Raw genomic sequence first — 22452 nt, 5'->3', positions numbered from 1 at the left:
ATGAATACAACGTATTCGAGCTTTACCTCCCTAGCGACCTTGTTCGTCGCAGAGAGGCCTGAGCAATCCCCTGTCTCTTACGATCGCGACACAGTTATCACTTGGGGTGATTTCCAGCAGCACGTCGCAACGCTTGCTCAGCAGTTAGAAACCCAACCAACGCAAAACATTGCGTTGTGTTTTGGCAACAGCTACCTGTTTGCCGTTGGCTTTTTCGCTTGTTGTCACGCAGGAAAATCCATTGTATTACCTGGTAATTACCAACCAGAAGCACTCAAAGAGCTCAGTGATCACTACGATTTGTTGCTGCATGATGCCGATGTCTCGGTTCCAGAACTGGTGAGCTCGCTTTTGATCGAAGCTCAATCATTGCTAGAAATCACTGCGATTAACGAGCCAAAAGCCAAACAACCTTATGTTTGGCGTGAATTAAACCTGGCACAAATACCAGTGACGCTATTCACTTCTGGTTCAAGCGGCAAACCAAAAGCCATTGCAAAAACGCTGAAACAGCTCGATATCGAAGTGTCTATTCTAGACAACCTATGGGGCGACACGGTTGCCAACACACGCGTTGAAAGCACCGTCTCTCATCAACACATTTACGGCTTGCTGTTCCGCGTATTGTGGCCTTTGTGCTCTGCACGTCCATTTTCAGCACACAACCTTGAGTTCCCAGAGCAAATTGTCCATCACGCCGATGCTGACACCACGCTAGTAAGCAGCCCTGCGTTACTAAAACGACTCAGTGAAGAGCATAATCCGGTTGCAATTCGGTGCGTATTCTCTTCTGGAGGCCCCTTGCCAAACCAAGCCGCGCAACACAGCCAGCTGTTGTTTGGGTCACTTCCTATTGAAGTTTTTGGCAGCACAGAAACCGGCGGCATCGCTTACCGTCAGCAGCACGTAGCCAGCACTCCCTGGACGTTATTCCCAGGTGTTGAAGCAAAGCTTAACCATGAAAATTGTTTAAAGCTCCGCTCGCCACACATTGATGAAAACACTTGGTACCAAACTGCGGATGAATGCTATTTCCATGATAGTATTTCTTTTGAATTGCGTGGACGCACTGACCGAATCGTCAAAGTCGAAGAAAAGCGTATTTCCCTTGTCGAAGTGGAAAAACGTTTAGAGCAATTGCCGTGGGTTCAAGAAAGCGTGGTGATCCCAATGGAAGAATCTGGTCGCCTCACGTTAGTCTCGATCATCGTACTTAACGATAAAGGCAGCGATGTGCTTAATGAACTTGGTAAAGGCAAATTTTGGCTTGAGCTTCGCAAGGCACTGCGCAATTGGCTAGAACCGATCGCTATCCCGAGAAAATTCCGAGTGGTCGACGAAATTCCATTGAACAGCCAAGGCAAACGCCAAGTTGCTGAAATTGAAAAACTATTCCAATAAAGCTAGTAACATGGATAAAAGAAAACCAACCATTCAGAGTATTGAAGTGAGTGACCACACCGCGGAGCTTTCGCTGCGTGTGGATGCTGACATCTTAGATTTCCAAGGTCATTTCAGTCACTTTCCTCTTTTACCCGGCGTCACTCAAATTGACTGGGCGTTGTTCTACGCCGTTCAATATTTGAACACTCCCAAGGTATTTAAAGGAATGGAAGTCATCAAATTTCAAGAGCCGATTCTGCCAAACGCCGACGTTTGTCTCTCACTCTCTTGGGACAATGAGCGCGAGAAATTGACCTTTAAGTACACATCGAAAAACGGTGAAACCTTGGTGACTCACTCTTCAGGCAAAATGAAACTGGGTGAGTCACGTGAGTGATTACCGTCCCTGCTTTTTAATTCCTTGCTACAACCACGGCAGCACAATTGCAGACGTGGTGGCGTCGTTATCCTCTTTCGCTTTGCCAGTGCTGGTCGTGGACGACGGCAGCAATGAAGACACCAAACAAGCGCTTTCAGCGTTGAGTGAGCAAGGGCTGATAAAACTGATTAGTTTGAGTGAAAACCAAGGCAAAGGTGGCGCGGTGATGGCTGGCCTACATCAAGCTCACCAGCTTGGTTTTACGCACACCATTCAAATCGACGCAGACGGTCAACACGACCTAGAAGCACTACCCAAATTGCTCAGCGCCAGCGAAACAAAACCAGATAACCTGATTTCTGGCCAACCGATATATGACGATAGCGTACCTAAAGCCCGTCTGTATGGTCGCTACGCTACGCACGTTTGGGTGTGGATAGAAACCTTGTCACTGTCTATCAAAGACAGCATGTGCGGTTTCCGCGCCTACCCAGTGGCGAAAACGGTCGCCGTGTTGAACAAGTACAACATCGGCAAACGCATGGATTTTGATATCGAGATTCTGGTGCGAATGTACTGGGAAGGCGTCGATATTGATTTTGTTCCAACGCGCGTGATCTACCCTGAAGGTGGCATTTCCCACTTCGACGCATTGTGGGATAACGTCAAGATAAGCTGGATGCACACTCGCCTATTTTTTGGCATGTTGCCGCGCATTCCTTCGCTACTCGCCAGAAAGCGCCGTCACACAGACGACAGCAATGCCCACTGGTCGAAACGAAAAGAACAAGGCACGATTTTAGGCATCAAAACCTTGCTCGCGGTTTACCGCTTGTTCGGCAGAAAAGCGTTCGACCTGATTTTAAAGCTAGTCATGCGCTACTACCACTTCACGGGTAAATCAGCCCGCGAAGCGTCTGAGATTTACCTGCAAAACTTGCAGTGCTACGCAGCGCAGCAGAACATCGCACTGCCAAAACAGTTGGACAGCTATCATCATCTGCTTTCCTTTGGGCGTACTATGCTCGACAAACTGGCAGCATGGCAAGGTGACTTTAATGTCGACAACCTAACCATTCACGGCCAACATCATTTCGAAGAGATGGCGCAGAAAAAACAAGGCGTGGTCATTTTGGGCTCGCACCTTGGCAACATCGAACTCTGCCGCGCGCTTGGTCGTCGACACTCTCATGTCAAAATCAATGCCTTGGTATTTACCCAACACGCTGAACAATTTAATGCGGTAATGAAGGCGGTAAACCCAAACTCGGAACTGAATCTGATTCAAGTCAGCTCAATGGGACCAGACACCGCGATTCTGCTTCAACAAAAAATCGAGCAAGGCGAATGGGTGGTGATCGTTGGCGATCGCACTTCTACCAGCAAAGAAAATCGTGTCGTTTGGGCAGATTTTCTTGGTAAACCTGCACCATTCCCGCAAGGCCCATTCATGCTGGCCTCGGTATTAAAAGCGCCGGTTTACCTACTCTTCGGCCTACGCGACGATGAAGCGAACACTCCGCATTTTAATGTGTACTTTGAACACTTTAGTGACCAAATCACGCTACCGCGCAAGGAGCGTCAGCAGGCACTAGAACACGTTATTCAACAGTACGCACACAGATTAGAACACCACACACTGCAAGCGCCGTTACAGTGGTACAACTTTTTTAACTTCTGGACTTTAAGTAATCAGCCACATGACAAACAACAATAATCACAACATCACTTTTGGTGCCCAATCTTTAACCATCGAAGATGTCGTTGCCATTGCTCAAGGTGCAAAGGCAAACATGAACACCTCGCCAGAATTTACCGCGAAAATTGATCGTGGCGTGGCGTTTCTGGAACGATTACTGAAAGAAGAAGGCGTTATTTACGGCGTGACTACGGGTTACGGTGATTCATGTACTGTGGCGATTCCACCCGCTCTTGTGGATGAACTTCCGTTGCACCTTACGCGCTTCCATGGCTGTGGCTTAGGTCAAATCCTTTCTCATGAGCAAGCTCGCGCGGTGTTGGCGACCCGTTTGTGTTCATTGTCGCAAGGCGTATCTGGCGTGTCTCACGATCTGTTGAACCAAATCGTTACGCTTATCAATCACGACATTGCGCCGCGTATTCCACAAGAAGGCTCGGTGGGCGCAAGCGGCGATTTGACGCCTCTGTCTTACCTAGCGGCGACCTTAATTGGCGAGCGTGAAGTGCTTTACAAAGGCGATGTGCGACCAACACAAGAAGTGTTTGCAGAGCTGGACATTGAGCCAATTCGCCTAAAACCAAAAGAAGGTTTGGCGTTAATGAACGGTACATCCGTGATGACTGCCCTCGCCTGTCTTGCCTACAAACGCGCAGAATACCTAGCGCAGCTTTGCACCAAGATTACCGCGATGGTTTCTGTGGGTATGCAAGGTAATGACTTCCACTTTGATGAAGCGTTGTTTGCGGTAAAACCTCACCCTGGTCAACAGCAAGTTGCGGCTTGGCTGCGTGATGATCTCAATGCTGAACGTCCGCCACGCAATAGCGACCGACTGCAAGATCGCTACTCGCTGCGTTGTGCACCACACGTGATTGGCATGGTGCAAGACTCACTGCCTTGGCTACGTCAATTGATTGAGAATGAACTAAATAGTGCCAACGACAATCCAATCATCGATGGCGACAACGAGCGCGTTCTGCACGGCGGTCACTTCTACGGTGGTCATATCGCAATGGCGATGGATACGTTGAAAGTGAACATTGCCAACTTAGCTGATTTGCTGGACCGTCAGATGGCGCAACTGATGGATTACAAGTTCAATAACGGCTTGCCGTTTAACTTAACCGGTGCAGAAGGCGAGCGTAAACCGATCAACCACGGCTTTAAAGCGGTTCAGATTGGTATCTCAGCTTGGACGGCAGAAGCGTTGAAAAACACCATGCCAGCAAGCGTTTTTTCTCGCTCAACCGAATGTCACAACCAAGACAAAGTGAGCATGGGCACCATTGCGGCTCGTGATTGCTTACGCATACTTGAGTTAACAGAGCAAGTTGCTGCGGCTTCTCTCCTAGCAAGCGTTCAAGCGGTTGAGATTCGTCGCCGTCATAACGAATTGGACGAACACCACATGAGTCAGAGTTTGCGAGTAATTCGTGACGCCGTACTGAGCGAGTTTGAATTTGTGATTGAAGATCGCCCATTGGAACAAGATTTGCACCATTTCATTGAACGCATTCAGCAACGTCATTGGCCACTCTACGCGGAGGTATAATGCAAGAGCAGGTTCTCTACCCATTAGAAGCGGAGGTGACTATGGTCACCTCATTCCAAGATGCTGACCCGATGGGCGTGATATATCACGGCAACTTCTTTCGGTATTTTGAAGAAGCGCGTCGTGTGCTGATGGAGAAGATCCAATACAGCTATCGCGATATGCAAGACTCTGGGTACATGTGGCCGATCATCGACACGCGCGTTAAATACGTGAAGGCGATTCCGTTTAATCACACCATTCGCATTACCGCGCAACTCACTGAGTGGGAAAACCGCTTACGTGTGGATTACGTGATTTACGACGCCGAAACGAATCAACGTATGTGCAAAGCGCATACAACGCAAGTCGCCGTATCCATTGAAAAGCAAGAGATGTGCTTTGTGTCTCCAGCAGTCTTTTTAGATAAAGTAGAGCAATGGCACAACCATGGGAGCCTGAACTAATGCAAAAGTGGTTACTCTCTTTTTTGCTAATATTTTCTGTTTCAGCACTGGCAACACCGACAGTAAATGTAACGGATTTGGCATCGCTTCAACAGCAGTTGTCTCAGCATGAAATCGTACGCGGAGATTTTACGCAGCAGCGTCATCTGGAAATGTTTAGTCAACCTTTAACCTCTAAAGGTCAGTTCACACTGAGCAAAACACATGGCTTGTTGTGGCAACAAACAGAACGTTTCGCAGTCAATTTGGTATTGACGGAAAACAAACTTCGTCAGACTTTTGCCGACCAAGCTCCGAAAACGATCTCTGCAGAAGAAAACCCAATGGCGTTCTACTTTAGCCATGTGTTTTTATCCGTGTTCCACGGGGATACTTCTGCACTGCAAGAACAATTCACACTCGATTTTTCAGTTGAGAACAATCAGTGGCAGCTCGTTTTAGTGCCAAAACAGTCGCCATTAAATGCGGTGTTTAAAGCCATCACCCTTTCCGGTAAAACGCACATTGATCGCCTAACCCTACAAGAGCTGCGTGGCGATAAGACCGAAATCACGTTTACGAACCAGACCTCTCTACCTCAGGAACTCACGGATGCCGAAGACGCTCAATTCCGTTTCTAAACTCAGTCTCGGCACTCACACCTTTGCTCTGGTTTGGCTCAATCTCGTTGTTTTAGCGGGCGCGTTGCTACTCAAACAATGGGTTTGGAGTGCAGAATCTCCGATTGAGACCAACATTTTAAAACTGCTGCCTAAGAACCAACAAAACCCGGTGGCTGAGCAAGCCTTTGAGTCGGTCTCGGCAAGTATGAGCGACAAAGTCATTTTCGTGATCACAGCGCCGGACAAAAATGCCCTTTTTGCAGCGGCTGCAGAGTTTGATAAGGGGTTACGCCAAAGTAATCATTTTCGCGATGTGGTAGGAAAAATCTCACCTCAAGAACAGCAAGCTTGGGCGAGTTACTACTTTAAGCACCGATTCCAATTGCTGACGCCTGAACAACGAGAGCGTTTAAGCAAAAATCCAGAGCAGCAAGTGCAGCATGTAATTCAGTCTCTGTACAACCCGTTTTCTGGAGTGACCGGGCAAGAGTTACAAAATGACCCTTTCTTGTTATTTCGTGATTATTTAAGCCAAGTTACCCAGCAATCTTCCTCTTTCCGATTGGATAACGGCTATCTGTCCGTCGAAAAAGACGGTGCTCAATACTTGCTTATTACTGCTGAGCTAAAAGACTCGCCTTATAGCCTAACGGGGCAGCTTGCAGTCCCTGATATTCAATCGCTAGAACAAAGCGTCGCGCAGAAATATGGTGCTGAAGTCTCACATACTGGCGTTCTATTTTACGCCGACTTTGGTACGCAAAGTGCCAAATCGGAGATCAGCACCATCGGTGTATTCTCTCTACTCGGTATCATTGCATTGTTCTTGCTGGTCTTTCGTAGTGTAATGCCTCTGTCTCTCGCACTGCTTTCCATCACCATTGGTTTGCTCGTTGCGTTGTCCGTTACGACGTGGATTTTTGGAAAAGTCCATCTGTTCAGCTTAGTGTTTGGCGCAAGTTTAATCGGCGTGTCTATCGACTACGCATTCCACTACCTAACCGAACGCCTTGCGGCGGGAAATGAATGGGATAGCGAGCAAGGGTTAAAGCATATTTTCATAGCGATCACACTGGGCTTAATCACCAGTTTGATCGGCTATTTGAGCATGTTGGTGGCACCGTTTCCTGGTTTTCAGCAGCTTGCGCTGTTTTCATCCATTGGTCTGATTGCCGCTTACATCACCGTGGTGGCTTGGTATCCGATACTGGCTCGTAACCCATCGCGATCCATTTCGAACTTACCAGGACAATCATTGTTGGCGAAATGGCTAACGCTTTGGAATCAACCTCGAATTAAAGTCGGATTGCCGATGTTATGTGTGGTTGTGAGTGGCTTTTTCTTGCTGCAATTGAACTACGATGACGACATTCGTCTGCTGCAAACGATGCCGAACGATCTCAAGCAGCAAGAAACCTTGATTACGACGCTTAGTGGCATGCAATCTTCGCAGCAAATGTTGGTCATTACCGCCGACGATGACGAAAACCTAATGAAAAAGCTGGAGTCTTTGACGCCAGCTTTAGAAACGTGGAAAACGGACAGCACCATCGAAAGCTACCAGAGTCTGAGTCGCTACTTGAGCTCAGTGGAACGTCAGCAACAAGACTATCAATTGATTCGCGATCTTTACGCGACACAATCCAGCCCACTTGCTTCCGGGCTGAGCTTAAGTAAAAAGCCTAAAATGGACGCCGACTTTATCCCTGTCACGGTTGAGCAGTACTTGCAAAACCCGGTATCAGCACCTGTACGTTTTCTTCATTTGGGTAAGATCAAAGGAAAATCGGCAACGGTTGTGGTGTTAAACCAATTGCAAGACTCCGCCGTTGTTAAGGCATTTTCCAAATCACAGTCTGATGTTGTCTACCTAAACAAAGCTGAAGAAATATCCACCCTATTTGGTGAATACCGAATCAAAATCATGGAGCTATTGGTAGCCGCCAGTGCTGTGATCTTTCTGGTGTTAATCAAGCGGTACGGTCTGCAACACAGTTGGCGAGTTTTACTGCCATCATTGATTGCTTGCGCCTGCGGTCTGGCAACTGCTGTCGCGATGGGAACAACGTTAAACCTGTTCAACTTGCTTGGCTTGGTGCTCATTCTTGGTATCGGAATCGATTACACTCTGTTCTTTGCCGAGAAAGCCCGCAGCGTGAGCACACTATTGGCGATCACCCTTTCGGCAATAACCACTGTGCTGTCATTTGGGTTGCTGTCACTAAGCCAAACTCACGCGATTCACAGTTTCGGCATTACGGTGTTAAGTGGTATTTTTGTCGCTTGGCTGCTCTCTCCGATTGCGATTAAAACAGAGGAAACGACGTCATGATTTTTAACCATGCTTTTCGCTGCGCGGCGTTAATCGCACTGAGTCTGTTTTTAAGTGCATGTAGCTTGGTACCTCACCAATCGACGCCTCAGGTCGATATTGCCGAGCACACCCAAGTTAGCTTGCCCACTCCCGCAAGCTTGGGCTATCAGTTGTCTGCCAGTCAGTTGATTACGGCTTCTTGGGCAATAGATGGTAAAACCACATCTGAGCAACTTCCGGTACAACTGCAAGTAACCAACAACGAAGTGGTGCTGGCAGGCTTCTCATCCTGGGGGACAAGAGTACTGTCATTGTCTTACGATGGAGAACAAATCCAAACCGAAGTACTCAACGGTTTACAAGGTTCGCTACCGCAGCCAGAACAGGTATTATTTAACCTGATGATCACGCTCTGGCCGAGTTCCGCTTGGGAAGGATCGTTAAATGAGGTAAGGTGGCGAATTATTGATAAAAATAATTCTCGCGCCATCTTTGATAGCGACGGTGAAAAGATCATTGAGATTCAATACAGCTCTTCTAACAAGTTAGAGGGTAAGATTGATTTTCATCACCTCAAACATCAGTTTTCAATTTCTATTCAAACACTGCAACATCAGATTAATTAAGAACAATTTAGAATAACAATATGCCTATTCGCTCTTCTCAACCTTTGTATATTCAGGCCTGTGGCTTTCACTCTGCCATGGGACAAGATGACGCCATCATCCACCAGTGTTTATCAGGAGCGAAACCATCCAACATGGTGGTTGACCAAGATATTTTAAATTCAGGCCTCCAAACAGTAATCGGTCGAATTGCACAGACGTTACCGCAATTACCGACCGCACTCAGCCAGTTTGATACGAGAAACAACCGCCTCGCACTTTCGGCTTTGCAGCAAATCGAAAGCGACGTGCGTGAAGCCATTGCTAAATATGGTCGTGACCGTATCGCAGTCGTGATCGGCACCAGCACGTCTGGCATTTCAGATGGCGAAATCGCATTTGGCGAAAAGCTGGCAAATGGTGAGTTTCCCGCCGACTACCATTACACCAAACAAGAACTTGGCAACTGCAGCGATTTTATTGCCGCCTACTTTGATTTGAGCGGCCCAAATTACTCAGTTTCCACCGCTTGCTCTTCTAGTGGTCGCGTCTTTTTAACCGCGCAACGCCTGATTCGCTCTGGCATTGTTGATGCGGTCATTGTAGGTGGTGTGGATACCATTTGTCGCCTAACGCTAAACGGCTTTAACGGTTTAGAAGCTCTATCCGATACCCTTTGTAAGCCGTTTGACCAGCATCGCAACGGCATCAATATCGGCGAAGCCGCAGCATTAATGTTGCTAAGCAAAACACCTGCGCCCGTTGCTCTTCTCGGAGCTGGCGATAGCTCAGACGCGCACCACATTTCCGCACCACACCCAGAAGGGTTAGGCGCAGAAGAAGCGATGAAAAAAGCGTTGGCCAATGCAGGACTTACAGCGCAAGACATTGGTTACATCAACGCGCATGGCACAGCAACGCCGTTAAACGATGTGATGGAAAGCAAAGCCATTCACCGCTGCTTTGGTAACTCCGTCCCTGTGAGTTCAACAAAGCCACTTACCGGACACACATTAGGCGCTGCAAGTGCAACGGAAGCCGCGATCGCTTGGCATATTCTCAAGTACAACCTTGACTTGCCAATGCAACACTGCGAAACCAAAGCAGACGATATCCATATATCGTTAGTTGAGACGCCAACCAAACTGGGTAACAAAGCGATTCTCAGCAACTCTTTTGCTTTTGGTGGCAATAATATTAGTCTTATTTTTGGTTACGCTCATGACTAAACTTCCTCCCATCGAACAACTTTTGCCACACGACAAACCAATGATTTTGGTCGATCGTGCCTTGGATGTTCAACAAGATACGATTCACTGCCAGGTTGATATCGCAGAACACAACCCGTTCTTCGACTCGATCTCTCAAACCGTGCCAGCTTACGTTGGCATTGAGTTTATGGCGCAATCTGTCGCGGCGTGGTCTGGTTACCACGCATTAATGAAAGAACAAGCGCCACCGATTGGCTTTTTACTTGGTAGCCGTCGATACACTTCTGAATGCGATGCGTTTTCTCGCGGACAAATGCTCGATGTGTATGCCGAAAAAGTCATGGAAGATAACGGTATGGCGGTATTTTCTGCCCGTATTGAGCTACAAGGAACTGTTGTAGCGACTTGCCAATTGAACGTTTACGTTCCATCAGAAGAAAAATTACAAGAAATGAAAATCAGGAGTCAACAATGACCCGACAAGTCCTCGTTACAGGTGCCAGCAAAGGCATCGGTAAAGCCATTGCCGTTCAGTTAGCCAAAGATGGTTTCCAAATCATTGTCCATTACATGGGCGATCAACAAGGCGCGCAAGACACCCTAGACACCATCGAACAGCATGGTGGTAACGGTCGTCTTATCCAATTCGACATCAGTGACCGTGCAGATTGTCGTGAGAAGTTAGAAGCCGATATCGCCGAACACGGCGCTTACTATGGCGTCGTAAACAACGCTGGCATCACAAAAGATACTGCTTTCCCTGCGATGACCGAAGAAGAATGGGATGGTGTGATTCATACCAACCTAGATAGCTTCTACAACGTTCTTCACCCTTGTGTTATGCCTATGGTGCAAAAGCGCAAAGGCGGCCGAATTGTTACGCTTGCATCAGTCTCTGGCCTAATGGGGAATCGTGGTCAAACTAACTACAGCGCAGCAAAAGCGGGCGTAATTGGTGCAACAAAATCACTCGCGCTTGAACTGGCAAAACGCAAAATCACCGTCAACTGCGTTGCTCCAGGGCTTATCGATACAGGCATGGTAGACGAACACGTAAAAGAACACGCGATGCCGCAAATTCCTTTGCGCCGCATGGGAGAGCCAGAAGAAGTCGCTGGTTTAGTCAGTTACCTTATGTCTGACATCGCAGGCTATGTAACTCGCCAAGTCATTTCGATAAACGGAGGCCTAGTATGAGCCGTCGAGTTGTTGTAACCGGAATGTCGGGTGTGACTGCGTTTGGTAACGATTGGCAGTCTGTCGAACCGAAACTGCGTGACTGCCTGAACGCGACGCAATACATGCCTTCTTACGAACAGTATGATGGTTTGAATACCAAGCTCGCGGCACCCATTTTAGATTTTGAACTGCCAAAGCACTACAAGCGCAAACAAGTACGCGGCATGGGGCGTGTTTCCAAATTAGCGACCGTCGCAACAGAAAACGCACTAAGCCAAGCAGGTTTGATTGGTAACGACGTGCTAAGCAATGGTCAAACGGGTATCGCATACGGCTCATCAACAGGCAGTACCGACGCAATCGGCGCATTTGGTGTCATGCTGAATGAGAAAACCACTAAAGCGATCACCGCAACGACTTACGTGCAGATGATGCCGCACACTACGGCAGTGAACGTTGGTCTATTTTTCGGTTTGAAAGGCCGAGTGATCCCAACCAGCAGTGCATGTACCTCTGGCAGCCAAGCAATCGGCTATGCCCACGAAGCGATCAAGCACGGCTACCAGACAGTAATGGTTGCTGGTGGCGCTGAAGAATTGTGCCCAACGGAATCCGCTGTCTTCGATACCCTTTTTGCCACCAGTCTGAAGAATGAAGCCCCGAAAAGCACACCAAGACCTTATGACTCCGATCGCGATGGTTTGGTGATTGGTGAAGGTGCGGGAACGCTGGTTCTGGAAGAGTACGAACACGCCGTCGCTCGTGGCGCGAAAATCTATGCAGAAATCATCGGTTTTGCCAGCAACTGTGATGCCGCACACGTCACTCAACCACAGATGGAAACCATGCAGATCTGTATGGAAATGGCTTTGCAAAACGCGGGGATTACTGCTGAGAAGATCGATTATGTATCTGCTCACGGCACTGCCACCGACCGCGGTGATATTGCAGAAAGCAACGCAACAGCGAATGCTCTAGGCAAAGTGCCAATCAGTTCACTCAAGAGCTACTTTGGCCACACACTAGGCGCCTGTGGCGCAATTGAAGCGTGGCTAGGTTTAGAAATGATGCACACAGGTTGGTTCAACCCAACGCTCAACCTAGAAAACCTCGACGAGCAATGTGGCGATTTAGACTACATTGCCGGACAAGGCCGAGAGCTGGACGTGAAATATTTGATGAGTAACAACTTCGCCTTTGGCGGCATCAACACCTCCATCATCTTTAAAAAGATGTAATGCCCTTAATAAATGCAAAAGCGCTGGTTAGCCAGCGCTTTTTTGTTAGTTGAAGGCAACTGAACGGTGCTTGCAACGATAGATATCAGCAGAAACAGATGTTGGAGTTTGTCCTTCAGACTCAATAATATTAGTCACATGATATCGATTACCACCCGCCATGTAGACTTGGTTAGACAACTCATCAAAAAGAGAGCCTTTCTGGCTTTCTGATACAACTTTGTTTCCAATCACTTTGCACTCATTGTTTTCGACTTCTGCAAACGAGATGGGTTGAACTTCATTTGCACCAGGTAGTAATTTAACTTTCTCAGCTTCTAAACTGATTTTGGCAACCTGGCAGTCATAAAGCTCCGCAACAACACTAGATGGGCGTCCACGGCTAGTATCTAGAACAGTTGCGATATGGTATCGGTTTCCACCAGATGCGTAAGTTTGATTCTTAAGTATACGATCTACATTGTTTGGATGAACATCCTCGATCGTGTAAGAGTCAACCATTCTGCAATTAAGGTTTTTAATTGCAATATCAGTAATTGGGGTAATATTTATAGCTTGGGGTAAAACACGAACTTTGCGTGTGACACACCCACTTAAAAGAGTAACAATCAATGCAGTAAAAATTATTTTTTTCATGAGTTTAAGCATCAAAATAAAGCTCATGTAACAGAGCTAAGTTAATACATTTGAGACAAGATCGACAAAGCCCCGACAACTCAAAGAGTTATCGGGGCTTTTGAATAAATGGCACGCCCTATTGGATTCGAACCAATGACCACATCCTTAGAAGTGATGTTGTTACAGAGTCGCATTTAATTACTCAAGATTACATAAGTAATAAAAATCAATAATTTAAAAAACGAAACCTCAAGTACCATATCATTTACGATTACATTTAACTACACTAAACCACCACCTTACTTGACTAACAACTTGACTAGTTTTAATGTTAGTCAAGTTACTCTTGTTTTGTATGAAGGTGCGCATGTTAACCGTTAAAGAAGTTAAAGGACTAAGACCAAGAAAGTCTCCTTACTACACTTGGGACAAATCAGGTGAGAGAGGCAAAGGTCGTCTCGGAGTTCAAGTCATGCCCTCGGGTTCAATCAACTTTAAGTTCCGCTACTTCAAAGACTCAAAAGCTCAATTTATATCTCTTGGGAAATTTCCAGGTATGACCCTTTCCCATGCCCGTGATCTGTGCAAAGAATACAGTGACCTATTATCTCAAGGAATCGACCCAAAAGCCGAGCTAAAGTACCGAGCTGAAGAAAAAGCTCGAGAAGAGCGTGAAGCAAACGAACTTGGTAGCTTTGAGCAATTAATCACACTCCATGCTGAACACAAGAGAATTGAAGGAAAGCGAACTTATCAAGATGAAATGAAAAAAATTGTAGATAACGTATTTCCTTACTTAGATATCAAACGTAAGGCGAAGGATTTTAAAGCTGAAGATTTTATCTACATATTAGCGGTTCCGATTGAAGCTGGGTATGCCGCTAAAAGCAACAAAATACGTTCTATCCTTCATGCCGCTTTCAACTTTGGTCGCTTCTATGACAGTGATCCTGCTTACAAAAACCGTAATACAAAATTTGGTATTTCAGGAAATCCTATCGCAGACATACCTAAGCAGACGTGGGCAGAAAAAGCGGGGACACATTTCTTAAGCTGGGAAGAAGTCGAACGACTACTCTGGGATATGGATCATCGATATGAAGACCTCGATTTAGCTTATCAAACTCGCCAAGTAATAAAACTTTGCTTCTATCTTGGAGGGCAGCGACCATACGAAATCGTAACGCTTGAGTGGCGTGATATTAACTTCAAAGATAAGTACCTAACTGTTCAACAAGGCAACTTTAAAACTAACATTCCCCACGTGATTCCCTTGACCACAACAGCGATCAAAATCCTTCAAGAGTTAAAGGATAATGCAACCCAAGATAGTCCATACGTCTTTTATAAGAAAACGGAACATCTTGAGCACATGCCCACAAACACAATTGCTCAAGCGCTCTTAACTTATAAATCCCGAACAAAAGAGACTAGACCTTTCATCGGCAGAGACTTTAGAAGAACAGTAAAAACTCTCGGTGCGACAATAAAGCTGTCAAAAGAAATTCGAGATCGCATACAAGGTCACGCATTCTCTGATGTTTCCTCAAAACACTACGATATGTATGAATACCTAGATGAAAAAAGAGCTGCCTTGGAAGCTTGGGAAAAGGCATTGAATGAACGTCTAGGCATGCTCAAGTGCGCAAATGACATATAACTTTCCAACTATCTAGCTCTTTATACACATTGGACTAATCATCCAATGTGATCTTTATTAAGTGCCAGCTCATAGTAAACACGGTTTTGACCCCTTTCAATTCAGGATGTTTTTCCATCAAACTTTGCGGAAAGTCGTTTGACCTACATTTTCTAATCAGTGTGGTGTCTATTGTTCTGGGTTCCTGCCAGTTTGTCTGTCTAGTGAAGCTTTCTCGCCATTAGTTAAATTGACGAAATCAGGATCTTTGTTTATTTTAATATGAACACTGACCGATTCACTCACGCTACGTGAACACTAGTATTAATAGTCAAGGTAACCAAACAGGTAGAAGACTAGGGGCAGCTCCCATTACTAGTTGATGAGATCTCAATAGAGCCATTGTGAATCCTAATTGAAGTTATCCTATAAGGGAGGCTTCGCTGGCTGTCTTGTGCTAAAAAGACACTCAGCATGTAATTAGGATATTACTATGCCTGTAAGAACACTCCACACTTCTTCTGAAGCTAAAAAACACTACAAAAGCATCTCTTACGAAACCCTATTGGCAAGCTGGCTATTGCAAGATGGTTGGGAAGTATTTATGCCCATGATCGATCATGGCATGAAGACCGATGTGCTTATTTCTGACGGGAACAAATTCTACCGAATTCAAGTAAAGTCAGTAGAATGCTTTGATGAAAACACCGTTGTTACTGACCAATGGCAGAATGCACAGATTGATTACGTAATATATTTCTCAAGATGTTCAAATTGGGGATACATTGCGCCGCCTTTTAGGGGAAAGAGGAAGGTTAATCACCCCAAGCATGTAAGGTTTCACCAACACCCCAAGAACTTTCTCAAAGCTTTTGGTCGGGTTTAATAAACTCTACTTAGGATGAAATATCGTGAACAGTTGGTCTGTAACATATGACAGACTAACTTTGTTTGCGTATCGACAGAATCGCTTGGTGATCACAAATGGGAGCGCGGACTCTGTGACTCGAAAATGCCCCAAACCTTCTCAGACCTAGCGAGCTGACAACTTAATCAGTATTAAAATAGACCAAATTAAACTAATCCGTACTTTGGGTACTTTCACGGTAACTTTCCGTAGTTATCCCCCTAAACTCTCTCTTGAATCACACAATAGGTTGATACTCCTTGAGTATCATAATGAATGGCAACAACATGAACCGAATGCAAACACGGAAAGATTCTGTCAATAAAGTGTTATGCGTTAAGAGAAAACTTAAAATTTGCACAGGTAACATAAATTGCGAGTAAAGGAGAATCAATGACACCGATTTACCGATGGAATGGACAATACTTTGGCTTTATAAAAAATGACCGATTATTTAATGCAAGCTCTCAGTATCTAGGCTGGGTCACTGAAGACGGCAGAGTGTGGCGCAGAAATGGCACTTTCTTGGGTGAAGTAGAAAATGAAAACTACATTCTAAGACGAACATCAATGGCAACACCAGCAAACCGAGCAGTGAGAGCAACACCAGCGACACCCGTTACTCCAGCTCGTAGAGCAAATCGTGCAGGTAAGGCCTTAAGAGCTGGTCGAATTGATGCTCTGGATGAATTTGCAAGCACATAAAAATTGCGTGCGGGTAACGGCTAACGTTTGGATTTTTGTTCGATTAAGTTTTGTATTTACAGTGGTTAACTTGAGTTCAGGGGGCGTATCTAGTAAGGCGTCAAAAGGCTCTAGTTGCCAGCTTGGCTACAACTCTATAAGAAGGAAAAGAAATGAGTGATTTGATTGATGATGAGTTGTTCCTGCAAATAGAAGAACACTTGAAGTGTAGTGAGCAAAGTTGGCTACTGGGTGCAGGAATAAGTTTCGACGCTAAATTGCCGCTAATGTACCCTTTAACGAATAAAGTTAAGAAGGATATAGAAGCTAGCCATAAGAAGTTATATGACGATATTATCATTCCACTGTTTGAAGAGTTGCCAGAGCAATGCCATATAGAGCATGTTCTTAGTCATCTTGGCGACTATGCTGCATTAGCTGAAAGAAACAAAGAAAAGAAAACTGTAATTCGTGGGGGGGAAGTAGAGCTAGCTACCCTAGAAGAAGTACATAATACAATCCTTGAGTCTATCTCAAATGTTATACGGTGTGGCTATTTAGAGGACAAGGAAGGAAACACAATTGAAGAAGGTAGTTTGTCTAAACCAATTGTGGACATCGAAGCACATTTAGAATTTGTTGATACTCTATTTAACCACGCATCCGCTGGTGTTCATGAGCGAAGAAAAGCTGTCAATATTTTCACAACCAACTATGACACTCTTTTAGAAGATGCATTAGCACTAAATAAAATAGCTTATTGGGATGGGTTCGATGGTGGTGCTGTAGCCTATCGAAAACAGAAGTATGGAGACCCCATACCAGCGAACAATCAGCGCGCTAACTTGATTAAGATGCATGGTTCCATAGATTGGTTTCTTTGCGACAAAGGGTATGTATGGCGAGTTAGAGAAAATGACCTATACCCAAAGTCGGATCGCCGAGTTCTAATTTACCCTCAAGCTACTAAATACGTTGCCACTCAGCAAGATCCGTTCTCTACGCAATTTGACTTATTCAGAAAATCTCTGAATTCTGCTAACAGCAATATTTTAGCTGTGTGCGGCTATAGTTTTGGCGATGATCATATCAATAACGAAATTGAATTTGCTTTATCAAAAGAAGAGAACAAAACAGTATTGCTCGCTTTCTTGGAGTGTAGAGATGAAATTCCTCCATGTTTAGAAAATTGGCGTAGTGATAGTTTTGGTTCAAGAGTAATTATCGCATCTACACACGGTCTTTATATTGGAAAAGAAGGCCCATTTAAAAGAAAAGATGACGATGAAGATGATTATTGGTGGACATTCAAAGGTGTAACATCAGTATTAAAGAACGGATGCGAGGTTTAGTTATGTTTACACCATCTGAAGAGCTGAAAATAGGCCAAGTTGTAGAAGTATCAGGAACCAATATAAAAGTTGAGATTTCAGATAAAATATCAGAACTAACAAGAACTTTTAATGGTCGCGTTTACCCTATAGGTCAAATAGGCAGTATGGTCAAAATTCACTATGGTCGTAAAATAATTTTTGGCTTGGTGACTATGCTCAGAATGCGTTCAGAAGAGTTAATTGAAGCTGGAATGCCTGTAACTGCTGATTCTGATCAGCGTGTAATGGAAATTCAACTGCTAGCTGAAGGAAGCTGGAACAATACAAAATCAACTTTGGCTTTTAAACGTGGTATTAAAACCTATCCTTTACCCCAGCAAGGCGTATTCCTTCTAACTAACGAAGAAATTTCTTTTGTATACCGTTCCGCTGAAGGTACAAGAAATGAAGAAGTAGATCCATTAGTGCCTTTTGCGGTTTACAGTGCTTCTGAATCTACAGCTTGTCGAGCTAACATTAATAAAATGTTTGGTATGCATTGTGCGGTTCTTGGCTCTACAGGATCTGGTAAGTCAGGTACAGTTGCTGCGATTATTCATAGCGTTCTATCGCATAAAAATGATGAGAAAGAGCTGTCCCCTCAAATAGTAGTCGTTGATCCTCATGGTGAGTATGGTTCAGCCTTTAGAGAGAGAGCTGTACAGTACCGAGCATATGACATTACCGCTGGTGACGACGGTCAGGAAGAGATAAAGCTACCATATTGGTTAATGTCTAGTGATGAGTTCACTAACCTAGTTATCGGTAAAACGGAAAGAAGTGCTACTAGTCAAAACAACGTCGTTCAAAAAGCACTTGCTCATGCAAGAATGGTTGCTGCTGGAATTGTCAACCCTTGCCCAAGAGAGTTTGGTACAGAGGCCCTTAACCATTTAGAAAATTTTGACGATCCTGATTTGTGTGATGGCAAAGATACTTCAGATATTCTGGAATTCGACCGTGATAAACCTAGGCCATTTTGCTTAGATGAGTTTGAAAGTCATGTTAGGTACATTCAGGGCGGTAGGATAAACCGTAATAACCATGAAAGCATGACCAACTCCGATTTAGCTAAGTCACCAGTACCCTCTGTTTTAGATAAACTTAAAGTTCTGAGAAGAGATACTCGACTTTCATTTATGATGAAGTGTTGGGTTGATAACGAAAAAGAAATAAAGCTGCATCAAGTCTTGAACCAATTCATTGGTGCGCCTAGTAAGGCAGGTAAAGATATTCGGATTATTGATATCTCAGGCTTGCCAAATGAAGTCGCAGGACCGCTTACCGCGCTAATCGCTAGGTTACTTTTTCAGTATAAAGTATTTCAGACTCAAGAAGAGAAAGAGAAGGATCCTATTTTATTAGTTTGTGAAGAGGCTCATAGGTATGTGCCAGATCATGGAGAAGCTCAATACGCTGCTGCTCAAGGAGCAATAAGGCGAATAGCCAGAGAGGGCCGAAAATACGGAATTGGCTTGATGCTGGTAAGTCAGCGGCCAGCCGATGTTGACAGTACAGTGATTTCACAGTGCGGTACTTGGGTAGTATTAAGGCTTACAAATTCAGCAGACCAGCAGCATGTTGCTCGATTCCTACCTGATGGACTCTCTGGGATGGTTGGAGCGCTACCTATCTTATCTCAACAAGAAGCAATTTTTGTCGGTGAAGGTGCAGCTCTACCTTCTAGAGTAAGAATAAGGGATCTAAAAGAAGACCAATTACCGAAATCAAATACCATCCCGTTTGCTCAGGGCTGGTCGAGTGAACGCTTAGAATTAGATAAATTGAAAGAAATATCTGAGAGAATGTGTAAATAAAAGCGCTTTAATACGCGGTAAAGTACTCGCCGCACTCATCGTTTACTAGTGAGTGCGGTGTTATGCCTTGTGATAAAGAGCTTCGCTTCAGCTAAAATGGAAACTTCCTAAGCGATTTTCCATACTAAAAGTTATTTGTATTCTTCTAATTTAAGTAATTAATCTAACAAGGTTTTGTCCAAAACCTTTCTAACCTAAGAGTCAGGATACATATATCTTGTCATAAATTGACCTATTTGGGGTAATGTTAAAGTGGGTACGACACTGATGGCAATTCACTCAATTGCTTAAAATCATGATTTCGTAATCGGACTTTGAAAAATGAGCATTTTGATAAGCTCTAACAGCCGTACAGTTGTCTTTGTGAACATATAGGCGCAGCTCTAAGCCTTTTTGTACTTTCATTTCATGTTTTACCGCATCCAAAAGCAATGACATACGACCCTTGCCTCGCTGTGATTTGGATAAGAACATGCTTTGAATCCACCAGTAATAACCAGCGTTCCAGTCGCTCCATTCCCGAACCGCAGAGACACTCCCTACGGGAGTATCGTTCTCATCAACTAAAACCCAATAGGTAGCAATTGAAGGGTCACGCAGCGCAACCAGAATGCCCTTTTCAAGTGTTTCTGGGATCTTAATACTCCCCTCAGCCTCTCTTGCTTCTTCAGAAGTGAAGTTAACAAGGTAGGGTAAGTCATCTAAAACGGCTTTTCTTACTTTCATCATAGCCCTCAAATTTATCAGTGGTTTCTAAAGGTTATCAAAGAATAATTGCTTAGAACATACACGGTATGTCCGTTGTGACTAGGTGAGCATGGTAAGAGCGCCGCTTAGAAAATAGCGTTTAAGCATAGCCATCTAAATTCAGAAACGAAGGAATTTTCACGCCAATTAACTACCAATAATATGGATTGTCGATAGCGGGTAAGCATGTTGGTTTTCCCTCAATGTTAGGGAGCGCTTTACTGACTAAAGATTGTGCAATCCAACCTTCAGGGTAGGACAAGTCTAGCGGAGCTTGAATTATGTCCTGACTGATTGGAGCGAATCCTGTTTTTGAGTAAAAGTTGATATCCCCGTAAGTAATGGCAACGGTGATGCCTTTTTCTTTCAGTGTCGCTAACCCAAACTTGATCAATCCTTGACCTACACCTTGCCCATGACACTCTGTTGCAACGGCCACGGGGGCTAAAAGGAATATGTTTTCACCATTTGGAAACGATAGGCGAGAGAAAATGATGCTACCGATAATGCGTTCACTTTCATCTTGAGCAATAAACACATAAAGATCCTCATCTTTGGTTGGTAAAGTGAGAAAGTCTTCCACGAGTTTCGCAATTAATGCCCCTTCTTCTTTACCCTCTGAATCCGAAAATGTGTTATTGAACAGTGTAATGATTTCTTGAGCTTGTTCTTGTTTGTACAAAGCGTATTTCATATATCTATCTCTAGTTTGCAATTTTTAAAATAAAGTACTGATAGGTAAAATCTTTTGCAGCACTGCGCTCGTAAATCGAAATCTCTTTGTTAATGTCCAATAACACTTGGGACGCAGGCATAGCAGCTTGTAATTCCTTAACTCGGTCTTGCAGAGGTTGCCAGTAGTTTTGCCATGCATCGACGCCTAATGAAAAGTGTTCGATCACGTCGTAGCCATGCTTTTTGAACAGAGCTAGCCGTTTAGGTATCGATTGAATGTCTGGGTAGTCTGCCAGCCAAAACTGTTTTGTCTCTTCGTCGGGAGAGTCAGTGAGCCAAACCAAATCACTCACCATCAACACGCCATTGTCTTTCAACAGAGGCTTCCATTGTTTTAGTGCGTTCTCCATTCCCATAATGTAGACGCAGCCTTCCGCCCAAATGGCATCAAAACTCTTTGCCTGAAATGGCAGTTCCGTCATGGAGGCACAAACAGGAGAAATCCGCTCATGTAACTGTGCATTTTGGATTTTTTTATTGAGCTGTTCGATGGCAATAGGCTCATTATCCACGGCGGTAATGTGCGCGGTACTGTTATCGGCTAGCAGTAATGTTGAGGTGCCAGTGCCGCAACCAATGTCTAAAATATCGGTCATTGTCTGAGGAGACATTAATGAAATCGCTTTTAAAGAGTCCTTGTGACTCCCTGGCCCCCATCTTTCTAATGTTGCAAAGACCGTCATAAAGTCTTTCATGTAACTCTCGTGTTCGTTCATATCTTTTGATAGCCACTTCAATCGGAGCGCTTCTTTTTCACTGTAACCCTGCGTACTTAACCAGTTTAAGTAAGCGCTAGGCGCACTTTGACTCAGGGAATGGTGTAACTCTCTTTGTGGACGTTCCCCAAGTAACGCCAGTAGCAACTCACGAGCGTGGATTTTTTTATCAATTTCATGGTTGAGTTGCGTCAGCCGATTTTCCAATAAGCTTCTACTTAACTTCGCGTCCAAGCATTGTTCGCACTCTTTCAATGAGAGTCCTGCGCTTTGAAGTTGCTGAATCAATAACAGTCGCTGCAAATCGTTTTCGCTGTAATAGCGATATCCATTGTCAAGACGCTGGCCGTTAATCAGCCCTAACTTCTCGTAATAGAGTAAGGTGGTGCGAGAGATACCCACCTTCGTCGCCAGTTCAGAAATCAAATACATGTGCGATTTGACCCAGTGTTCTTAGTATTTGGATAGTATGAACTGTAGAGTAGTAGACAGGTCAAGTAGACTTGTTCGAATTTTTCACCAACAGTGGTAGAAGTGAGATGATGGTGGTGAGGACTGCGGATGATTTTGAGATACTAGTCGGTAGCTAGTAGCCAGTTTTCAAT

General features: G+C 44.8%; 21 protein-coding genes and 1 tRNA gene. 17 read left to right on the top strand and 5 right to left on the bottom strand.

All coding sequences use genetic code 11. The features are described 5' to 3' along the window. The 12 genes from ACZ5ZC_RS12485 to ACZ5ZC_RS12430 are packed head-to-tail and all read left to right on the top strand — an operon-like array spanning position 1 to position 12611. Positions 1-1401, top strand: a complete 1401-nt coding sequence (locus ACZ5ZC_RS12485; RefSeq protein ID WP_464931948.1) for an AMP-binding protein — start codon at positions 1-3, stop codon at positions 1399-1401. A 10-nt stretch (positions 1402-1411) separates the two neighbouring features. After that, entirely contained in the window at positions 1412-1780 is a 369-nt protein-coding gene (locus ACZ5ZC_RS12480) for an ApeI family dehydratase (protein ID WP_054867873.1), read from the top strand. Beyond that, positions 1773-3479, top strand: coding sequence for a glycosyltransferase family 2 protein (locus tag ACZ5ZC_RS12475; protein ID WP_464931947.1), 1707 nt, complete (start codon positions 1773-1775; stop codon positions 3477-3479). Before ACZ5ZC_RS12480 ends, ACZ5ZC_RS12475 begins: the two co-directional genes overlap by 8 nt. Continuing rightward, positions 3463-5016: an HAL/PAL/TAL family ammonia-lyase gene (locus ACZ5ZC_RS12470; protein ID WP_054867867.1), complete on the top strand. Its 1554-nt coding sequence runs from the start codon at positions 3463-3465 to the stop codon at positions 5014-5016. The genes ACZ5ZC_RS12475 and ACZ5ZC_RS12470 overlap by 17 nt, the downstream gene beginning before the upstream one ends. Beyond that, positions 5016-5462 carry an acyl-CoA thioesterase gene (locus ACZ5ZC_RS12465; RefSeq protein WP_005388315.1) on the top strand — a complete coding sequence of 149 codons (447 nt, stop codon included), beginning with the start codon at positions 5016-5018 and terminating at the stop codon, positions 5460-5462. Before ACZ5ZC_RS12470 ends, ACZ5ZC_RS12465 begins: the two co-directional genes overlap by 1 nt. Continuing rightward, positions 5462-6082, top strand: a complete 621-nt coding sequence (locus tag ACZ5ZC_RS12460) for a LolA family protein (RefSeq protein ID WP_464932136.1) — start codon at positions 5462-5464, stop codon at positions 6080-6082. Before ACZ5ZC_RS12465 ends, ACZ5ZC_RS12460 begins: the two co-directional genes overlap by 1 nt. Beyond that, positions 6054-8396 (top strand): MMPL family transporter, encoded by a 2343-nt coding sequence (locus ACZ5ZC_RS12455; protein ID WP_464931946.1) that lies wholly within the window; start codon positions 6054-6056, stop codon positions 8394-8396. Before ACZ5ZC_RS12460 ends, ACZ5ZC_RS12455 begins: the two co-directional genes overlap by 29 nt. Beyond that, positions 8393-9004, top strand: a complete 612-nt coding sequence (locus ACZ5ZC_RS12450; protein WP_170903044.1) for a DUF3261 domain-containing protein — start codon at positions 8393-8395, stop codon at positions 9002-9004. Before ACZ5ZC_RS12455 ends, ACZ5ZC_RS12450 begins: the two co-directional genes overlap by 4 nt. Before the next feature lie 20 nt (positions 9005-9024). Further along, on the top strand, positions 9025-10212 hold the full coding sequence (locus ACZ5ZC_RS12445; RefSeq protein ID WP_054867865.1) for a beta-ketoacyl-[acyl-carrier-protein] synthase family protein: 1188 nt from the start codon (positions 9025-9027) through the stop codon (positions 10210-10212). Then, complete coding sequence (locus ACZ5ZC_RS12440) at positions 10205-10669, top strand: hotdog family protein (protein ID WP_054867864.1); 465 nt, start codon at positions 10205-10207, stop codon at positions 10667-10669. The genes ACZ5ZC_RS12445 and ACZ5ZC_RS12440 overlap by 8 nt, the downstream gene beginning before the upstream one ends. Then, the gene (fabG, locus tag ACZ5ZC_RS12435) at positions 10666-11391 is read left to right on the top strand and encodes a 3-oxoacyl-ACP reductase FabG (RefSeq protein ID WP_054867863.1); all 726 of its coding nucleotides are present in this window, start codon (positions 10666-10668) and stop codon (positions 11389-11391) included. The genes ACZ5ZC_RS12440 and fabG overlap by 4 nt, the downstream gene beginning before the upstream one ends. Then, on the top strand, positions 11388-12611 hold the full coding sequence (locus tag ACZ5ZC_RS12430) for a beta-ketoacyl-ACP synthase (protein WP_464931945.1): 1224 nt from the start codon (positions 11388-11390) through the stop codon (positions 12609-12611). The genes fabG and ACZ5ZC_RS12430 overlap by 4 nt, the downstream gene beginning before the upstream one ends. Before the next feature lie 45 nt (positions 12612-12656). On the opposite strand, the gene ACZ5ZC_RS12425 is transcribed toward ACZ5ZC_RS12430, so the two are convergent. Both ACZ5ZC_RS12425 and ACZ5ZC_RS12420 read right to left on the bottom strand, forming a co-directional pair. Further along, positions 12657-13247: a membrane lipoprotein lipid attachment site-containing protein gene (locus ACZ5ZC_RS12425; RefSeq protein WP_048626525.1), complete on the bottom strand. Its 591-nt coding sequence runs from the start codon at positions 13245-13247 to the stop codon at positions 12657-12659. A 109-nt stretch (positions 13248-13356) separates the two neighbouring features. Next, positions 13357-13421 (bottom strand) — tRNA-Ser (locus ACZ5ZC_RS12420). A 175-nt stretch (positions 13422-13596) separates the two neighbouring features. Between ACZ5ZC_RS12420 and ACZ5ZC_RS12415 the strand changes: the two genes are divergently transcribed. From ACZ5ZC_RS12415 to ACZ5ZC_RS12395, 5 genes are all read left to right on the top strand, one after another. After that, a complete protein-coding gene (locus ACZ5ZC_RS12415) occupies positions 13597-14889 on the top strand; it encodes a tyrosine-type recombinase/integrase (protein WP_053807627.1) in 1293 nt (430 codons plus the stop codon). A gap of 472 nt (positions 14890-15361) precedes the next feature. Beyond that, a complete protein-coding gene (locus ACZ5ZC_RS12410) occupies positions 15362-15754 on the top strand; it encodes a hypothetical protein (RefSeq protein ID WP_053807628.1) in 393 nt (130 codons plus the stop codon). Positions 15755-16168: 414 nt separating this feature from the next. After that, complete coding sequence (locus tag ACZ5ZC_RS12405; RefSeq protein WP_054390229.1) at positions 16169-16480, top strand: 4-fold beta flower protein; 312 nt, start codon at positions 16169-16171, stop codon at positions 16478-16480. A gap of 152 nt (positions 16481-16632) precedes the next feature. Then, on the top strand, positions 16633-17811 hold the full coding sequence (locus ACZ5ZC_RS12400) for an SIR2 family NAD-dependent protein deacylase (protein ID WP_182039300.1): 1179 nt from the start codon (positions 16633-16635) through the stop codon (positions 17809-17811). Between the two features lie 2 nt (positions 17812-17813). Beyond that, positions 17814-19649, top strand: coding sequence for an ATP-binding protein (locus ACZ5ZC_RS12395; protein WP_054390320.1), 1836 nt, complete (start codon positions 17814-17816; stop codon positions 19647-19649). Between the two features lie 279 nt (positions 19650-19928). On the opposite strand, the gene ACZ5ZC_RS12390 is transcribed toward ACZ5ZC_RS12395, so the two are convergent. The 3 genes from ACZ5ZC_RS12390 to ACZ5ZC_RS12380 all read right to left on the bottom strand — a co-directional run bounded on the left by ACZ5ZC_RS12390 (position 19929) and on the right by ACZ5ZC_RS12380 (position 22279). Beyond that, entirely contained in the window at positions 19929-20378 is a 450-nt protein-coding gene (locus ACZ5ZC_RS12390) for a GNAT family N-acetyltransferase (protein WP_029835716.1), read from the bottom strand. Between the two features lie 169 nt (positions 20379-20547). Next, positions 20548-21090 (bottom strand): GNAT family N-acetyltransferase, encoded by a 543-nt coding sequence (locus tag ACZ5ZC_RS12385; RefSeq protein WP_053809106.1) that lies wholly within the window; start codon positions 21088-21090, stop codon positions 20548-20550. A 10-nt stretch (positions 21091-21100) separates the two neighbouring features. Continuing rightward, a complete protein-coding gene (locus ACZ5ZC_RS12380) occupies positions 21101-22279 on the bottom strand; it encodes a methyltransferase domain-containing protein (RefSeq protein WP_053809107.1) in 1179 nt (392 codons plus the stop codon). Positions 22280-22452: the final 173 nt, after the last annotated feature.

This window comes from Vibrio sp. JCM 18905 (genome assembly GCF_055393305.1).
Note: the sequence above shows the minus strand (reverse complement) of the source record. Positions and strands in the feature narration are given on the sequence as shown.

Bases quoted from the DNA above. Each gene is read 5' to 3' on its own strand.
- ACZ5ZC_RS12485 (WP_464931948.1), top strand. From the start codon at position 1: ATGAATACAACGTATTCGAGCTTTACCTCCCTAGCGACCTTGTTCGTC.
- ACZ5ZC_RS12480 (WP_054867873.1), top strand. From the start codon at position 1,412: ATGGATAAAAGAAAACCAACCATTCAGAGTATTGAAGTGAGTGACCAC.
- ACZ5ZC_RS12470 (WP_054867867.1), top strand. From the start codon at position 3,463: ATGACAAACAACAATAATCACAACATCACTTTTGGTGCCCAATCTTTA.
- ACZ5ZC_RS12465 (WP_005388315.1), top strand. From the start codon at position 5,016: ATGCAAGAGCAGGTTCTCTACCCATTAGAAGCGGAGGTGACTATGGTC.
- ACZ5ZC_RS12460 (WP_464932136.1), top strand. From the start codon at position 5,462: ATGCAAAAGTGGTTACTCTCTTTTTTGCTAATATTTTCTGTTTCAGCA.
- ACZ5ZC_RS12455 (WP_464931946.1), top strand. From the start codon at position 6,054: ATGCCGAAGACGCTCAATTCCGTTTCTAAACTCAGTCTCGGCACTCAC.
- ACZ5ZC_RS12450 (WP_170903044.1), top strand. From the start codon at position 8,393: ATGATTTTTAACCATGCTTTTCGCTGCGCGGCGTTAATCGCACTGAGT.
- ACZ5ZC_RS12445 (WP_054867865.1), top strand. From the start codon at position 9,025: ATGCCTATTCGCTCTTCTCAACCTTTGTATATTCAGGCCTGTGGCTTT.
- ACZ5ZC_RS12440 (WP_054867864.1), top strand. From the start codon at position 10,205: ATGACTAAACTTCCTCCCATCGAACAACTTTTGCCACACGACAAACCA.
- fabG (WP_054867863.1), top strand. From the start codon at position 10,666: ATGACCCGACAAGTCCTCGTTACAGGTGCCAGCAAAGGCATCGGTAAA.
- ACZ5ZC_RS12430 (WP_464931945.1), top strand. From the start codon at position 11,388: ATGAGCCGTCGAGTTGTTGTAACCGGAATGTCGGGTGTGACTGCGTTT.
- ACZ5ZC_RS12425 (WP_048626525.1), bottom strand. From the start codon at position 13,247: ATGAAAAAAATAATTTTTACTGCATTGATTGTTACTCTTTTAAGTGGG.
- ACZ5ZC_RS12415 (WP_053807627.1), top strand. From the start codon at position 13,597: ATGTTAACCGTTAAAGAAGTTAAAGGACTAAGACCAAGAAAGTCTCCT.
- ACZ5ZC_RS12410 (WP_053807628.1), top strand. From the start codon at position 15,362: ATGCCTGTAAGAACACTCCACACTTCTTCTGAAGCTAAAAAACACTAC.
- ACZ5ZC_RS12405 (WP_054390229.1), top strand. From the start codon at position 16,169: ATGACACCGATTTACCGATGGAATGGACAATACTTTGGCTTTATAAAA.
- ACZ5ZC_RS12400 (WP_182039300.1), top strand. From the start codon at position 16,633: ATGAGTGATTTGATTGATGATGAGTTGTTCCTGCAAATAGAAGAACAC.
- ACZ5ZC_RS12395 (WP_054390320.1), top strand. From the start codon at position 17,814: ATGTTTACACCATCTGAAGAGCTGAAAATAGGCCAAGTTGTAGAAGTA.
- ACZ5ZC_RS12390 (WP_029835716.1), bottom strand. From the start codon at position 20,378: ATGATGAAAGTAAGAAAAGCCGTTTTAGATGACTTACCCTACCTTGTT.
- ACZ5ZC_RS12385 (WP_053809106.1), bottom strand. From the start codon at position 21,090: ATGAAATACGCTTTGTACAAACAAGAACAAGCTCAAGAAATCATTACA.
- ACZ5ZC_RS12380 (WP_053809107.1), bottom strand. From the start codon at position 22,279: ATGTATTTGATTTCTGAACTGGCGACGAAGGTGGGTATCTCTCGCACC.